Origin of the sequence: Winogradskyella sp. PG-2 (assembly GCF_000828715.1) — a bacterium.
Classification (GTDB): domain Bacteria; phylum Bacteroidota; class Bacteroidia; order Flavobacteriales; family Flavobacteriaceae; genus Winogradskyella.
The window spans coordinates 2,577,053-2,593,737 of record NZ_AP014583.1 but is presented as its reverse complement, the minus strand read 5'-3'; the positions used below and the strand labels follow the sequence as shown (position 1 = coordinate 2,593,737).

The window sequence follows — 16,685 nt, the reverse complement described above, 5'->3', positions numbered from 1 at the left end:
AGATTAAGAATCTCTATTTTTATCTTGAATTTGACGAACAATTTTTGTGGTTCTATTTCGAGTCAGCATTCTTGGTAATATGGACAAAAACTTATTAAAAAGTCCAGGAATTGCTACTACTCTACCATTATGCATGGCTTTATAGCCATATGTTGCAACCTCTTTTGGACATGCCATATTAAAGGCAATTTTATTTTTATTACAACCTTCGGAAACAAGGTCTTGAAATGCTGTTCTCGTCGGACCAGGACACAACACCGTAACGGTAACTCCAGTTCCTTTTAATTCGTTAGCTATGGCTTGTGAGAAAGATAATAAATAAGACTTAGACGCATAATACAATGCCATTAATGGACCTGACTGAAAGGCTGCCAAAGAAGATAAATTTAAAATTCTTCCAGATCCACGTTTTACCATATCTGGTAAAAATAACTTTATGAGGTGCGTTGTTGTTATAATATGTAAGTGCAACATTTCTGATTCTCGCTCCCAATCTGTATCGTGAAACGTACCAAACAAACCAAAACCAGCATTATTTATAATCACATCAATTTCAGTATTAGTGACATGATTATAAATCTCTTGTGCAATATTTACCACATATAAATCTCTAGCTAATATCTCAATTTTAGTTTGATAAGTTTTATTAATATTTATTTTGGCTTGCTCTAATTTTACAGAATCTATATCTATTAAAATTAAATTATAGTTATCTTTAGCTAGCAGAAGTGCTAACTCGTATCCAAGTCCAGATGCTGATCCAGTTACTAAAGCAGTTTTCGTGTTATGTTTGTCCATCGACATAATCCTGAAGGTAACTAAATCGTTTTGTTAGTTTACCTTTTTCAGTAATCTTCGCTCTGTGTAAAACACCTTCTTTATCGTTACTAAAAAATGCTGGAATCACGTGCTCTAAGAAAGTAGATCCAAATCCTTCACTAGCGTCTTTAGGTAATTCACAAGGCAAATTATCTACTGCCATAACAGTAATTGCATCTTTATCATCAAAGGCAACTTCTTGTTCTGTTATACTATTATAACCATAAAATGGATCAGCTATTGTAGAAGGTCTTATAGTACTTGCCACAGGACCATCAATATCACAAGAAATATCCGCGACTAAATTGATTCTAAAATCTAGTTTCTTTGCATCTTCTCGTGTAAATAAATAAGGAGCATTATTACCATAAAAGTGACCTGTAATAAAATAATCGGTTTCTTTAGCGTAGGGCATAAAGTTACTTTCATAACCAATTGGATCTTTGTAAAACTCCCACTTATCTCCTACTTTTCCATCGCTACGCTTTGCGTATTCCATAACATCTACCATACAATAAACGGGTTCAGTAAACGCTGATGTTAAATACAAAGCATCACTGACTTCTTTTACACCTAAGTGATCTAATATTTCCTTTGCTCCCAGAGCGACTTTACCAGTACCTGATAGTAAAATTTTAATGTTAGGGATTGTTATTTTATCCAATTCAGATTTTACTTCATCTAAGTCTGCTAAGGTTTCTACCTTTGGCAGATTAAATAGATGATCTCTTAAACCTAAAGCTCTAAACCCATTATATGCACCAACTAAACCTGCATAACGACCAAAACCTATTAAGCGTAAATTATTTTCTCTAACTATAGTCTCGTGATCGTACATCTCTATATTTCTCTCCAACATGGCAATGAGCAACTTTCTATTATATGGCTGCTTTTTTATGGTATGCGAGAAATAAAAATATTTTTTATTAGGTATTAAATGTTCAATTGGTACTTCCTTCACTCCAATCATTACATCTGCATCAGAAACATCATCAGTAACTTCAAAACCTAAAGCAGCATATGTATCATCAGAAAATACACGAATATCCGAAGATTCAACTACAAATTCCGCATCAGGAAATTGAGTTCTGGCTTCTGCTAAAGTTTCTGGCGAAAACACCACACGTCTATCTGGCGGATTTTTACGTTCTTTTATAATGGCGAATTTCATGCTAATATGTTTTAGAAACTGACAAAAGTGCCAGTTTTAATATGGAATAATTATTGCACTAAAATAACTGGATTTAAGAGGTTGCACAACTTTTTTTGTAACTTCGTCGTCCTTTTAATTAAATTTTGGGGTCGACTGGTTTTGACAGCGAGATTAATTAAATAGTAAGCACGTCGTGTAATGGTATTGAAACACGTAAAAGGCTAGACTAAATTTTAAACGGCGAGAATAACTACGCTTTAGCTGCATAATCTGAATTATAGTAAGATTAAGCCTCGGCTCACTAGGTGAGCAAGCTTTATGTCTCCAGAAAGCCTTGGTTAATGGCGTTCTTTTTTGAGACATCGTAAATATTAACTAAGATTAGGTAGCGCTTTGATGCCTTTTCGAGATTAAGAAGCTAAGTTGTAAGTAGGTTGTCTTTAACTAGTTTACGATCTAAAATCTAAGAATAGACTAAGCGTGTAGAAAGCTCTTTAGTTACTTGTTTGGACGAGAGTTCGATTCTCTCCGACTCCACGGCATTATTACCTAAAATAAAATTTATTTTAGGTAATAATTTTTATTTATATTCGTCATTTGCAGACCTAAGTCAAAATTAATATAACATTAATTGATGTTGATTAAAATAACAACTAAAATAAATATAAATACAAGTAATAATGTCAAGTTTATCCCAGCCTATTAACTTAAAAAACAGAATTCATTCGCTTGACTTGAAAAACTATATTTTTGCGCTTTTTTTATTTTATTTACCTACAATCTTCAATCTCAAGTTCTTATTGCATTGCTACTAGGCGATAAACTAAATAGTGGAAAAATTGAATTTGGATTGGATGGTGGTTTAAATTATTCCTCTATTTCGAGTTTAGAAACCGATAATTTTAAACGTGATTTTAATCTAGGTTTTTAATTTGATATCAAATTAAAAGACCATTGGTATTTTAATACTGGAGTGTTAGTGAAATCGTCCCTTGGTGTTGATCAATTAACCACTGCAGATGTAGCGCAGTTAGGGGGAGATTTTTCAAATCTGGTAAATGCTGACAGCGGTGATTTTACTCAAAAAATTAGTTATTTTTTGGTTCCAACTTTAGCAAAATACCGATTTAAAAATCAGTTTTATGTTGAAGGAGGGCCTCAATTTGGGGTCATGTATAAAGCATTTATTGAATACAATTATGATATTGATGGAAATTCAGCACGAATTAGAGAGGACAACAAAGATTTTATAAATCGTATGGAAGTCGGAGCCGTAGCAGGTATGGGCTATCGATTATTAAAAGGTCTAGGATGGACTATTGGGGTAAGATATCATTATGGATTTACCAATGTTTACAAAAATAATTTCAGTGCTAAAAACAGTTCGTTATTCTTAAAAGTTAATATTCCTATTGGAGTTTCAGAAGACAAAAAAGCCGCAATTGATACGATCAAAGATGCTAACAGGGAAAAGAAAATGGAAAGAAAAGAAGTGCGTAAGTCAAAAAAAATACTCATTAAATCACAATTTATAATAAAAAGCTACTTATCATAATTTGATTTTTATGTAATTTTTAATGAGTATTTTATTTTGAGTTGAGTTTTAATAATCCTGTAATTTTTTTATAATTTTCATAAATTAATATTAACTTAGATTGCACCATAAATCTTTACTAATGAAACAATTTTGGAATTGGACTTTAATATTATTTATTTTTTTAAATTTTAATGACTTCGTCCACGCTCAAGAAAATACTCCTAAAAAAAACTTAGATACCCTAACAAATACCCATACTCAAGATAAACACTCCCTACTAAAAGATCGTTTTAGTGTTCAAGCTGGTTTATATAGTTCTAATAAAGGAATTAAAGTTTTGGTGAATGGTTCTTCTGAGAATGAAATTATTGACTTTAGCGAAAAGGCTAATTTTAACGAAAATGAATTGACACTTTTTTTAAATTTCAATTGGAGATTTTCTCGAAAGTGGTCTTTAAGTGCTGACTATTTTGCTGATGGAAACGGAATTAAAAGAACCATTGACGATCAAATTGAATGGAACGATCAACTATACGATGGTGGCGCTGGACTCGAACTAGGATTAAATTTAACAATGTTTCGTCTTTTGTTTGGAAGAACAATTTCAAAGGGGCAAAAGCACGAATTAGGCATGGGGCTTGGCGCACATGTTTTAGATGTAAAAACCTATATTGAAGGATATGCATACTTAAACAATAATGATACAGGAGAAAATGCAACTACTGAGTTTAAACGAAATTCGGTGAGTGTAGTTGCTCCCCTACCCAATATAGGTGCTTGGTATTTTTATGCACCACATCCAAAATGGATGCTTACAACAAGAGTTGATTGGTTTGCCTTAACCATTGGCGAATATTCTGGTGGTTTATGGGGCTTAGGAGCTGGTTTAAATTACCAGTTTCATAAAAACGTAGGAGTAGCAATTAACTATCGTTATTTTGATTTTACAGCAACTATTGACAAGTCCAATTGGGATGGTAAATTTAGTCTAATATTTCAAGGACCTTTGCTAAGTATTAACCTAAATATTTAATTCAAAAATCAATCCTTTTTTAATATAATATGGATAAAAGGCAATATGAAAGCAAATTAAATTTAAATTCATTGATGCTTGAGTTAAATTTTTCATTACTTATTAAAAGACCAACCAATACCTGAAGTAAACAGATAATCAGAATTACTTCCTGTAATTGCTGATTGATTGTCATAATTAAATTTAAACCCGGTTTTGATATAAAGGTCTAAAGGTAAATCGTATTGAATATTAATAGTATAGTCTGCTCTAACTCTTCTTAATTCTCCTTTGCTAAGAAATAAATTAAAATTGGTTATTAGTTTAAAATCATTGAAATCAAACATATCAAACTCAGAACCAAAATAAAGTTCTGATGATGAATTTTTGCTTGTAGCATCATTGAATTTTTCAATATTAAAATTTAGACCAAAATTAAAACCTAAAGAAAGTTGCTGAGTAAACAGCAAATACCTACCAATTCCGGTAATTATGGTATATCTAGATTCTATTGCTTGCTCTGTATTAGATAAGAACCCCAAATTACTTAGTAAGTACCATTTTTTTGGGAGAATATGTTTTATATCTGCTTTCACCTCAGTTCTTTGAATGTCTTCTGTATTATCTTGATTAGCATTTAAAGCACTAAATGATGAATTTGAAATCCATTTTAAATCTCGGTAGCTTAAATTTCCTTCAATTACAAACTGACTTGCCTTATTTGCTTTTGTTAAAGTATAGTTTAAATCAATATTAAATTTAAACCGATCCCAATACTCTTCTGATAATTCATCCAAAGAAATTAAATCTGTTAGCTTAAAAGTTTCCTTAACTTTATCTTTTGTTGTAATTGTAAAGTAATTGGGTTTATTTGACTTGACATAGCCTGTTCTTCTTATCCCTTTTGTAAGTAATACAAAACAAATCTTTTGTATTTTAATTCCTATAACTTCTTTAAAATTTATTTTAAAATCACTATCGCTGTATGAAGTTTCTAGGGTAAGTACATTTGATTGAATGTTTTTTATTTCACCATATATTTTTTTACCGTTTTTTAGGGCAATTGTATCGTTTTGAGAATACAATGAAAAGCTGATAGCGCACAATAAAAAAAGTAAATGAAATCTCATATCCTTTTTGCAGGATTAAATATTAATTTGATTATCACAAATATAGGACTCATTTCTTTTTTGATCTGATTCTACTAAGGCTTTGTTGCGTAATTCCTAAATAGGATGCAATTTGTCCTAAACTGGCTCTTTTGAAAATGTTAGGATAAATAACTTTTAACTCTTTATACCTCTCTTCCGCAGTTTTTGTTTTCAAGTCAATTACTTTTTTACCCAAAGAAATCATTACTTGTGTTACAATTACCCTGCAAAATGTTTCAATAACTCTATTTTTTTCAAAGGCATTTTCTAGTAGATCTATAGAAAAAGCTCTAACGGTTGTTTTTTCCACAGCTTCTATATTAAATTGACTTTCTTCTCGGTTAAAAAAACTTGGAGGAATGGTCATAAACATACTTTCAGATGCAAACCAATGTGTAATTTCGTTTCCTTTTAAATCAAGATAATAACTTCTTAAAAGTCCTGATTCTATCAAATATAAATAGTTACATACATGATTTGCCTGAACAATAATTTCCTTTTTTTCAAAAGTAAAATATTCTGATTGTTCTATTAATTCTGCAAAAGGTTTTGACTCTAAAATTACGGGGTTAAATTTTATCATGTTAAAAAATTATTTCAAGTTTTCAGTTTTTCTCTTCAAGTTCAATTTGATATTAATCCCACAAAAAAGCTTTAAGTAAATTTATTTTTCCTGTTTTATTTTTTTCTTAAGACTATTAAATACTAGCTTGGAATAATCTTTTGCAGTCTTAGTGACACTGCCAGGATCGATAATCTGGGTAGTTACAACACTAACGAGTTGTTTCCCCTCGGATTCGTCTAAATTGTAAATCAGGGTTTCTAAGATATAAGATTTAGAAATTCTTGTGTTACTAGTACTTGGCACATAATTTCCGTAAGTTGAATAAGAATATGGATTGTGATAATATCCATAAAACCCTCCATAATACCCAGGATATCCACCATAATATCTGGTTCCTCCTGCATAATAACCTCCAGATTCTTCCGTAACCATAGACTCGTTATAGTCTTTTAATACATTCATAACAATACCTTTAAAGCCTGCTTTTTCTATCAACGCTTGGACTGTTCCTGGATCAACTTTTTTGTTAGGATTCATGCTGTTAAACTTTAAATAACTTTCAGTGGCCTTCAGACCTGCTTTTCTTAAGTCATTTGCCATAGCCTCTTCAATAGCTATTCTAGCCTGTTGATTATCAGTCCTGGCAATTACAAGGATGTTTTTGTCTGACATGGTTGCAAGGTTTTCTCCTTTCCAAGAATCTAACACTTTTACACTTGAACAACTGCTTAATAATACAAATCCTAACAATAAAAAAGAATACAAAGTTTTTTTCATAATAAGTTTTTTAAATAATTAATCCCCCAATCTAAATATTAGCCCCCTTGTAAAGTTAAGTTGTAAAAGAGAACCTCCAGAGGTATAGATACCTCCACCACCTGAGCCATAATAAATTCCTCCCCATTCCAACGGGACTAATAGTTGAGCTTGAAGCCTCACACCAATTATATCTGTAAAAAAATACTTCGCACCACCGGTAAATCCAAACTCAAATTTTGTTCTGTTGCCAGGATCATAATCCGGGATTCCTCCGTTATTTTTATTGTACTGAGGATCAAAAACTACGACCCCTGCGGATATCCCAGCAAAAGGGCGAAATGATTCGTCATAATTAAAATTTTGAATAAATCCTGCTTGAATATGATGCACATTAAACTGGGTGATATAGGTTTCGTACGGAAAAAAATAATAATCTTTGAAATTTAAATCTGTATTTTGAAAAGCATAAATTAACTCAACTTGAGCGCCAATAGGGTTTACATCAAAATCGACAGTTACACCAAAGTGCCCGGAAGACTTTAGTTTCATATAACCGTCATAATAATTATATTTAGAACCTACCTGGTAACCTGCTTGAGGTGTAATTTCAATCTGAGTATAAGACGACACCGAAACCAATTAACAAAAAAATAGAAGAAATAAGCTTTTAGTAATTGTTTTCATAGGCTATACTTTATAAAATTAAATGGTTAATTTTCATTCTAAAATCAAAGGTATTGTTTATTATAAAATGTTTGTGTCTGGTTATCATCATATTGTTTTAAAGCAATAAAAATAATTTAAAAAGCCTCACCAATCCTAAAATAAATTCCCCAATCGTCTCTTCCTGCGGCAACATCTATACCAATATTCATTTTATTTTTTGGAAATACAGTATAACGATATCCCATACCTATACTTGGTAATATTTTACCGTTATTGGCTTCAACTTCTGAGCCATAAACCGAACCTAAACCAGCAAAACCTACAACACCCATGTTTCCTTTAAAGTTATATCTATATTCACCTTGTAAAGCTACTAATTGTTTACCTCTATATTCACCCATAGAATACCCTCTTAAGTCTGTCCCCTCAACAACAAGTAAATTATTAAATGGTATGTTTCCTAAACCAAAACCTCCATAACCTCGAATAGCAATTACATCTTTGCCTCTTTTAGCTTTAAAAAAATGATTGTACTGCAATTCAATTTTGCTTGATTCATCATCATTACCCATAAAACCAAGATATCCTGTATAATCTATATTTAATTCGGATCCTTTTGTTGGATAGTAAACATTATCTCTTTTATCTCTAAGAAATACAAATCCTAAACCATTAAGTCTTACTTCTTCATTTACCGGTGTATCAAAATTAAACTCATTATTAAATTTAGTGTACATATAGTTGGCTCCAAAATATAAATCTTCTCCTATTTTACGTTGTACTTCTAATTTAAAAAAATCTGCTCCTGTTTGATAATCTATAAAACTTGAACTAGTACCACCGCTAAGAAACTGTGAATTTGCATTTCCTAAACCAGCTCCTATTGTTATTCTCCAATGATCTTCCATTAAATATAATTTGGAAAAAGCTATGGCAAACCAAGTTTTATTAGTGGTATATATGCCCATAAGACCCGAAATGGATTCTGGAGATATGGTGTCTTTTTTGTTAACTTTATACATCAACATAGGAACAGCACCAAACATAAACTCGTATGTTCTGTTGTAACTTATATAAGGGACAACTTTTAATTTTTTATCCTTCTTGGTTTCTGTTTCTTCCTTTTCTTGACCGTAAGAAAAATTTAAAAAACTTAAAAACACCAAACATGTTAGAACAACTCTCATTTCTTAGTTTTTTAATTGAATATACTTAGTTTATACTATATCCTTTTGCTTTTATACAAGCTGAAAAAGCTTTTACGAAACTCGTTTTTATTTCGCTTTCAATACTTTTAGCTTTTTGAGTATTCTGAGCATTTTGAATACTCTGCGCTCTTCTAGTGGCTCTTCTTCCTCTAATTGCGCCTGTTACTGCCCCTATTGCAGCGCCATCTCCAGTATCTCCTGCAACTGCGCCTATAGCCACTCCTGCAACAGCCCCTCTTGCGGCTCCTGCAACGGCTCCGCCTTTTACCTTTTCAGCTTCTTTAACTGTAACTTTTGTGGGATTCATTGGGTCAAATTTAGTTTGATTGTATGCCCAAGAATAACATTCTTTCAAATCTTTTTGCTGTTGTAAACTGTCTTGATTTTTTGAAGGAAAAATAAACAAGCCAAGTGTTTTGGAGTAATCTTTTGGTAGCTTAAGTGTCGTTTTTTTCTCCTCTGTGATTGTTATTGTTTCTTGAGAAGCAAGCGTAAAGGTTAGAAAAAATAGTAGTAGTGTTGCGTAAATTTTTATTGAAGCTTTCATAATTATCTGTTTTTAAATTTTAAAATTGCACTAACTCTGGGACTTTCCAAGAACCATCAAAATATTTTTCTGTAGGTTGATACATGCGTAAAATAAAGTTCCATCCTTCAAAAGTATCAAGATAGTTGTCAGCATTTTTATCACCTCCAAAATGTATGATATATTCCCCATTTTCGTTCGTTTTTGCAAAAGAACTATTCACATTAAAATGTTCTCCAATAACCCATCCTCCTTGATCATAAACGGTAATAGACCAAAAAGCATCGACAGGAACATCTTTTAAAGTTAACGTTGCAGGATTTGAATTTTTAGGTTGATAATTAGGATAAACCGCTTGTTTAGAGGTCATACCTCCCCAACCTGTGGATACACCAGCATTGTGATTTTCTAAAGTTGTTTCTCCTTTTTTACCAAACATAACACTTGAAACAATACCTTTTTCTTTTGCTATTTTTTGGTATTTCTTTCGCATTTTTAAAACTTCCGGTCTGTCCCAATTATTAGTAATTACAAAAGATCCTCTATCTTTTTGACTTAATTGTAACTGATTTTGTAATGCAGATACTTTTGCAAGATCTTCTGGATCAGTCATATTCACCTGAGTCCTAATCACCAGCATAATATACCTAGAACCCATATCTTCTTGGGTTATTTTATAGGTTCCAGGTTTATTAATTGCCATTGGATTATAATGCTCTTCAGTGATAAGCCAAGCACTCTGGTATCTTCCATTGGTCTCGGGCATGGTTAAGGTAGCTTCTTCTGTTAAATCTAAAATTGCAATTGAGTATTGTGTATCAAAATTGATTCTTACAACCGTTTTGTCTTTTGGATCTGCAGCCTTTTTATTGTGCATAAAAACTCCTACACCTTTTGTTTTAGTGACTGCAGCAATGTCTTTTACATATTTTGCAAAAATCATTTGTGATTCTGCTAGACCAAAGTTTTCATCTGTCAGAATGGTTGTTGATTTTTCAGAAACAACTTCTTTTACTGTTTCATTTACTTCATCTGTATTTGTCTCTGTAGCTTTGTCATTCTTACAAGAAAATATTGTTACTGTCATTGCAGCAATCATAATAATGTGCAGTTTTTTCATGATTATTTACTTTAATATCCTATTTAACTTTTTTAACTCCAGGCATTTTATAGGATCTGTCTATAACATTTTCTTTTGGGTAATACATTCTAAACGTTAATTCAAATGCTTCACCGGCTTGTGGACTAGGCAACCAGTTTGTTTTTAATTTTTCAGGTTCTTCCGCTTGAATAAATATATCTAGAGAACCATCTTTGTTATACGTAAGGTCTTTCATACCCCCTAAGTTGTATCTATCAATAGCATTGTCAACTAAAAATCCTTTTTTATCATACATGGTTAAAGACCAAAACCCGTTTACAGGAGGCATATGGTCAGCATTAAAATGTAATACATATTTATTGGATCCATTATAATTATTCCCCTCAGAATCTACTGCAGAGTTTGGATATATAGCATCTACAGACTGATTTGCACCATAACCAATTTTTGTAACATAAGCTCTTAAAAAATATTCTGTACCATATTCTCCTAAACCAGATGTAATTACATTCCATCCATTTTGAAGGTTTTCTGAGGGTGGATTTGCAGTCATTTTTGAAAATAGTCCTTGGACTATTGAAGGTACTTTCTTTACCATTTCTTGTGTTTGGGAATTAAATTGATCCAATTTAAAATCACCTCCAGGCTCAAATCCAATGGTTTTTAATTTTTCTAGTAAAGGTTTATCAGTAGCATAACCGGGGTTATCTATCATTAATTGCATGACTTCATTTAAATAGGTGGTAATATCTTTATTATCTACTTCATCCATAGGAACTTTATTTAAATAATCAGGGTTAATTATTCCTTTAGGATTTACATAATTTTTGTTGTTACGTTCAGAAAGAGGACGAGCAATTAATTTAGATTGAAAATTTGCTATTTCAACTTTACCATCTTCATTATTTTTTACAGCTACTCTTCCTAACATCCAATTAAGATTTGTTGTAGATCTAATTACTGTTAAATCATCATCAATTTCACCATCATATGTTGGACCTACCAAAGCGATATCTACAGCACCTTGCCCTGTTGTTCTTGATCCTACAGACTTAATTACATCACCATGAGCATTTAATATTGGCATGAGATAATACCGTTCTGTAGCTGGTATATGCAAGTATAAAGGGCTTTCACCTAAATCTGCATATATAACACTGTAATAGGTATCAAGATTAGGACGAACCACTTCTGTAAAGCCTGCTTTCGGGAATTTATGCATATTCCCCCATTGATTCATAGGGCCTTTTCCCATACCGTTATCTGACGCTACATTTGATGATATTTTATGGGTATAATCCATCGTCATCATAGGATAACCATAAATGTATGCTTGAGTAACTAAAGCTACTTTTGTTGAATCTGCTTTTGAAATTGAAATTTCCTTTGTACTTGAATTGTTATTTTTTTCATTATTACATGAAACGAAAAAGATTAATAATAAAATGGTTATAAATTTTAGCTTGTTCATGACTATTTATTTTTTTAATTTTTAAATAATTTAGTTGTAAGTTAAATCTAAACATGTTAGACTCTGCTTCACCACCTCCGAATACAATGCCACCATAATCTGCATGTAAATAAATAAGTGGATGTAATTGATAACCTAAACCAATTGTTGCTCCATAATTATTGAAAGAATTGCCATCTTTACTCCCATCAGTTGTGGTTTGTCCACCAACCTGATATCTTCCATTTAAAGTGGCACGTAACTTTTTATTAAAGTTATGTATAATGTGATTCTCAAAAACAAATAAAGGAGCTTGAGTTCTTTCTACACTTGCATTTGAAACAGGATTAACTAACACATCTTTATTTTTTGTAAAAAATCGTATGCTTGGAAATAGTTCGAGGTTTGTTGAGGAATTACCTTTAGACCAAAGAGACATTGTTGTGGGGATCCCATATTCAAAAGTAGTTCTATTTGTACCTATATTTACCAATTCATCCTTGTCATAAGATCCAGAATACCATATTCTAAAATAACTCATCATTGTAAAGTTTATCTTACCTTTCATATAATCTTCTAGGCTTATTGCTTTACCATTAACCATTCCAACTTTTAACCCAATAAATCCGTCGGAGAAAGCTGTTTTATCAAAAACTCTGTCCTCAAGTGGATTTGGTAAATCTAAGGTTGACGATATAGATGTAGGATTCATCATAGCTACAATTTCGGCATGTTGCCCTTTAATTGAGAAGACATGAAAAAGTGTTATGGGAAAGGAATTAATCTCTAGGTTTAGATTCGGTGTCAGTAAATCCCCGTTTACAGACATGTTCTGATTTAGGTTTAGATATTTTATGTTTAAACCCCACATTTTTTGTGGTTTTAGAAAATGACTTTCTGGCCCATCTCCTTGAGCATAAGTCAAATAACTGATAAAAAAGAAAAGTAAAAACGAAATTTTTAATGCAATTTTCATATTTGTATTTATTAAATTTAACGTTTAGGGAAACTCTTGAGAATTTGAAATGAGCTAATAGATATTTAATGAAATGTTCATCTTACTTTTAATAAATTTTACAAGATATCATAACGATTAAAATCAAAATTACAGTTAATGTACCAAAAAAAATTTACCCCATGTTAAAAAAATAGAATATTTAACATGTGGCCAACTTTTAAACAAGACGTATTAAGTTGCTCAACCTGTCAAAACAGACAGTTTGTTGAAATTACTGGTGGTGGACATGTCTCTCTTTTTGAAAGTCTAACTGCAAAGACGGAATTCAACAACTTTATAAATAGTAAATAATTGTACTATTATAAAATAACTGATTTAAAAAATAGCTAAATCCTCCCCAAAAAAGTTCGACTTCACTCCTCTTGGCTCCACCATAAACCCTTGTATGTATTTTAAATACAAGGGTTTTATTTTTTGGTTGATAAAAAAGTTGATATTAATTACTCTTCCTATATTAACATAGTGCTAGTTGCCATCAAAACATAAAACGATCTAAAGTTTGAATTTTACTAAAATTATATAAATTTACAGATGTATATAGTGCGGTTGGCAAACATTTGAGAATCTCTAAATAAAATTAAAATATGAAGTTTAAAACCTCAATTCTTATAATATTGGCTTTAGTCTCACTGAAAACTTTTAGTCAAGAGAAAAAATCAATATCACAAAAGGAATTAAATGAGAAATATAAAGCCATTGAAAAAGAAAAAAAAGAATTAAGAAAGCAAATAGATGGTTCTATATTGAATGAATTAAGCTTTGAGGACATCAATGGTAATAAGCATACTTTAGAATCTTTAAAAGGAAAATTATTGTAATGAATTTTTGGTTTATTCAATGCAAACCTTGTGTTAAAGAATTTCCTGATTTAAATGCGTTAAAGATGAAATTCAAAGATAAATCGGTAGAGTTTTTTGCTGTCACTTGGAACGATAAAAATTCATTAATTAAGTTTTTAGAAACAACCAAGCTTGATTTTACAGTAGTGCCAGATGGTAAATTGATTGACAAATTCAAAATCCCTTATTATCCGTACAATATAATAATTGATAAAAAAGGAAAAGTTGAATACGTGAATGATGTATTAAGCTTAAATCTTATTAAAAAAATTGAACGGAAAATGAACAAACTATTATAATATAAAAACGATTTGCCAACAATGGCTATAAGTAATTGCTTGTTCTCGCCTACTTCTGAAAATCCACGAGGATTTTCAGTTTGGTACGTACTTGCTAAGTTAAGTGCTAACCCACGCAACTACTCATAGCCAAGTCCGTTGGTATGTAATTGCCTGCGGCACGTAGAATCGCGTTTTCCAAACGCTGCCCTTCTACTAATTACATACCAACGCCCACTGTTTGTCGCACCTCGCTAATTTTATGTATATTTAGTCGAGTCTACGAGAACTCCGAACGATACTACACACAACAGCGTGTATAGCTAATCAGGCGCAACAATGGCTTTCCGTGAGGCGCGCCTCACTACGCCATACACAGTGGGCGTTAGCGACAATGTACTTTCGCACACTTTCCCAACCTTCTCGCGCAGCGATTTTTTTTTGATTTTTAAGCAAGATAAAACTGCAAAACTGGAATTATAAAAACTACGTTTGACTTTGGACTTGTTCCGCGTCTGCCCTATTTGTGCCGTTGGTATCTGCGTCGCTCTTCAGCTTAACTACGCTGGACTGAATAGCGGAGCGGCTAATGGTGTATAAATAATATAAATCACTGTCGCTAACAACAGCTATAATTCATTACGGGGGAATTTTCCGCTGGAAAATTCCTGCACTTTTGCTATCTTTAGTGCTTAACCGGAATAACACTGCGTGTCATTCCGTAACGAAACCATAGCTTAAACGTTGGTATGTAATTGCCTGCGGCACGTAGAATCGCGTTTTACAAACGCTGCCCTTCTACTAATTACATACCAACGCCCACTGTTTGTCGCACCTCGCCAATTTTATGTATATTTAGTAGAGTCTACGAGAACTCCGAACGATACTACACACAACAGCGTGTATAGCTAATCAGGCGCAACAATGGCTTTCCGTGAGGCGCGCCTCACTACGCCATACACAGTGGGCGTTGGCAAACATTTGATAAATGACAGAAACAAATAACAATAGCGATGGAATAATAGTCGGAGAAATTTCTAAAGTTGCGAATAATAACCCAAGAATTAACCGAATTTTAAGTATGTTTTTAGACCATTGTATTATGTGTCTTTTAATTGTTCCATTGGGATTTCTAATTTTTGGATTAGGAGCATTAATGAAAGACAGTCTGAATAACGGAATTGGAATAGTTTTAGTTTTTATTCCTTTTTTTATTTATTTAAATAAAGACTTTTTCAATGCAAAAAGTCCAGCAAAACGGATTTTAGGTTTTCAAGTTATTGACCGAAAAACGAATAAACCAGCGAATGAATTACAATGCTTTGTACGGAATTTAACCATTTGTGTTGCTTGGCCATTAGAAGTTATTGTTGGACTAATAAATCCTGAAAGACGAATTGGCGACTTTCTTGCAAACACGAAAGTTATTGTGTCGGAAAAAGAAAAATTTAAATCGATTTGGACTGATTTAAAAAACACGAAATTGAAAATAAATTTTGTCGGAATTTTAATAATTGGCGGACTATATTTTTACGGATTAAGTTTATTAATGCCATGAATGAATTAAAAAACGATTTGCCAACAATGTATAACCGCAATTACGGCGGATTCGACTACGTCCGAATCCACTCGGAATTGCGAGCGTCAGTGATCAACCGAAAAACAGTAACTTTAAACCCGTAACTGACGGTTATACGAGTCCGTTAGAGTTCATTCTAAATAAACTATTTAATGTATAAACACCAACCTTTAAGAGTATATCCTGATTGGCAAGTATTGTACAATGAATTTTGCGAAATAGATGAAATAACCCAAGAAAACATTGAATGGGTGGACACTGATTTTCAACTAAAACTATATAGTAAATTACGGAATCAATTTATAGCTATGTGGTGGACACCCACGCTTGATGTAAACGGATACTATCATATCGAAGTACGCCACGCACTGGAAGTGTATTGTTCTAAAACCAAAAGTATGGACTTGAAATTTGAAAAAATCCATACTGTTTTTGAAAGTCGAGACAGGTTAGAAATTGTGGAAAAGCTTGAAGAAGACCTAATGTGGAAACTACCTCACTACGAAGATCCTAGGATTTTAAAAGGTCCTGGGCTTGTTGACCAGCCCTCAGAGTCATACCGGATTGATCTGGAAGAAAACGGGTTCAATGAAAAGTTAATAGATAATATTTTGTTAAATGGAAATAAAAAAGCACAAAATATAGCGCTTCTACATCCTGATTTGACTAGGAATATCATCTTGCGTTTTAAAGAAGAAAGTACTTTTCTTAAAATACAAAAAAGGGCAGCACACTTATTGACTAATAAAAAATATAAATTGTAAACAATAACGAACTCTAACAATGTGTAAAAATGCATTAAAACGCATTTTACACAAACCGTTGGTATGTAATTGCCTACGGCACGTAGAATCGCGTTTTCCAAACGCTGCCCTTCTACTAATTACATACCAACGCCCACTGTTTGTTGCACCTCGCCAATTTTATGTATATTTAGTCGAGTCTACGAGAACTCCGAACGATACTACACACAACAGCGTGTATAGCTAATCAGGCGCAACAATGGCTTTCCGTGAGGCGCGC

18 protein-coding genes and 1 other RNA gene are annotated in these 16,685 nt (G+C 32.3%); 8 read left to right on the top strand and 11 right to left on the bottom strand.

All coding sequences use genetic code 11. The annotated features are described in order from the left end of the window. Positions 1-3: 3 nt before the first annotated feature. The gene (locus WPG_RS11580) at positions 4-798 is read right to left on the bottom strand and encodes an SDR family NAD(P)-dependent oxidoreductase (RefSeq protein WP_045472744.1); all 795 of its coding nucleotides are present in this window, start codon (positions 796-798) and stop codon (positions 4-6) included. Beyond that, a complete protein-coding gene (locus WPG_RS11575; protein WP_045472741.1) occupies positions 785-1,990 on the bottom strand; it encodes an NAD(P)-dependent oxidoreductase in 1,206 nt (401 codons plus the stop codon). The genes WPG_RS11580 and WPG_RS11575 overlap by 14 nt, the downstream gene beginning before the upstream one ends. A gap of 127 nt (positions 1,991-2,117) precedes the next feature. Between WPG_RS11575 and ssrA the strand changes: the two genes are divergently transcribed. From ssrA to WPG_RS11565, 3 genes are all read left to right on the top strand, one after another. Continuing rightward, positions 2,118-2,512: a transfer-messenger RNA gene (gene ssrA, locus WPG_RS17805) on the top strand. Positions 2,513-2,909: 397 nt separating this feature from the next. After that, positions 2,910-3,527, top strand: coding sequence for a porin family protein (locus tag WPG_RS11570; RefSeq protein ID WP_262507868.1), 618 nt, complete (start codon positions 2,910-2,912; stop codon positions 3,525-3,527). 121 nt (positions 3,528-3,648) lie between these two features. Next, the gene (locus WPG_RS11565; protein ID WP_045472738.1) at positions 3,649-4,542 is read left to right on the top strand and encodes a hypothetical protein; all 894 of its coding nucleotides are present in this window, start codon (positions 3,649-3,651) and stop codon (positions 4,540-4,542) included. A 95-nt stretch (positions 4,543-4,637) separates the two neighbouring features. Here WPG_RS11565 and WPG_RS11560 read toward each other — a convergent pair whose 3' ends face one another. From WPG_RS11560 to WPG_RS11520, 9 genes are all read right to left on the bottom strand, one after another. Next, positions 4,638-5,651 (bottom strand): DUF481 domain-containing protein, encoded by a 1,014-nt coding sequence (locus WPG_RS11560; RefSeq protein ID WP_084221571.1) that lies wholly within the window; start codon positions 5,649-5,651, stop codon positions 4,638-4,640. Between the two features lie 49 nt (positions 5,652-5,700). Next, positions 5,701-6,255: a Crp/Fnr family transcriptional regulator gene (locus tag WPG_RS11555; protein WP_052471257.1), complete on the bottom strand. Its 555-nt coding sequence runs from the start codon at positions 6,253-6,255 to the stop codon at positions 5,701-5,703. An 81-nt stretch (positions 6,256-6,336) separates the two neighbouring features. Next, a complete protein-coding gene (locus WPG_RS11550) occupies positions 6,337-7,014 on the bottom strand; it encodes a hypothetical protein (protein ID WP_045472732.1) in 678 nt (225 codons plus the stop codon). An 18-nt stretch (positions 7,015-7,032) separates the two neighbouring features. Further along, a complete protein-coding gene (locus WPG_RS17540) occupies positions 7,033-7,626 on the bottom strand; it encodes an outer membrane beta-barrel protein (RefSeq protein ID WP_052471256.1) in 594 nt (197 codons plus the stop codon). 170 nt (positions 7,627-7,796) lie between these two features. Continuing rightward, positions 7,797-8,849, bottom strand: coding sequence for a BamA/TamA family outer membrane protein (locus WPG_RS11540; RefSeq protein WP_045472729.1), 1,053 nt, complete (start codon positions 8,847-8,849; stop codon positions 7,797-7,799). A gap of 25 nt (positions 8,850-8,874) precedes the next feature. Then, a complete protein-coding gene (locus tag WPG_RS11535) occupies positions 8,875-9,417 on the bottom strand; it encodes a glycine zipper family protein (protein WP_052471254.1) in 543 nt (180 codons plus the stop codon). Between the two features lie 19 nt (positions 9,418-9,436). Beyond that, entirely contained in the window at positions 9,437-10,516 is a 1,080-nt protein-coding gene (locus WPG_RS11530; protein WP_045472727.1) for a DUF1254 domain-containing protein, read from the bottom strand. A gap of 19 nt (positions 10,517-10,535) precedes the next feature. Next, positions 10,536-11,969: a DUF1254 domain-containing protein gene (locus WPG_RS11525; RefSeq protein ID WP_052471253.1), complete on the bottom strand. Its 1,434-nt coding sequence runs from the start codon at positions 11,967-11,969 to the stop codon at positions 10,536-10,538. Beyond that, positions 11,914-12,924, bottom strand: a complete 1,011-nt coding sequence (locus tag WPG_RS11520) for a transporter (RefSeq protein ID WP_045472724.1) — start codon at positions 12,922-12,924, stop codon at positions 11,914-11,916. Before WPG_RS11520 ends, WPG_RS11525 begins: the two co-directional genes overlap by 56 nt. Before the next feature lie 186 nt (positions 12,925-13,110). On the opposite strand from WPG_RS11520, the gene WPG_RS18225 reads away from it, so the two are divergent. From WPG_RS18225 to WPG_RS11500, 5 genes are all read left to right on the top strand, one after another. Beyond that, positions 13,111-13,257, top strand: a complete 147-nt coding sequence (locus WPG_RS18225; protein ID WP_171817178.1) for a hypothetical protein — start codon at positions 13,111-13,113, stop codon at positions 13,255-13,257. A gap of 293 nt (positions 13,258-13,550) precedes the next feature. Beyond that, entirely contained in the window at positions 13,551-13,784 is a 234-nt protein-coding gene (locus WPG_RS11515) for a hypothetical protein (protein ID WP_045472721.1), read from the top strand. Then, positions 13,784-14,104 (top strand): peroxiredoxin family protein, encoded by a 321-nt coding sequence (locus tag WPG_RS11510; RefSeq protein WP_052471252.1) that lies wholly within the window; start codon positions 13,784-13,786, stop codon positions 14,102-14,104. Before WPG_RS11515 ends, WPG_RS11510 begins: the two co-directional genes overlap by 1 nt. A 967-nt stretch (positions 14,105-15,071) precedes the next feature. Further along, the gene (locus WPG_RS11505) at positions 15,072-15,641 is read left to right on the top strand and encodes an RDD family protein (RefSeq protein WP_045472718.1); all 570 of its coding nucleotides are present in this window, start codon (positions 15,072-15,074) and stop codon (positions 15,639-15,641) included. A gap of 173 nt (positions 15,642-15,814) precedes the next feature. Beyond that, positions 15,815-16,426: a hypothetical protein gene (locus WPG_RS11500; protein ID WP_045472715.1), complete on the top strand. Its 612-nt coding sequence runs from the start codon at positions 15,815-15,817 to the stop codon at positions 16,424-16,426. Positions 16,427-16,685: the final 259 nt, after the last annotated feature.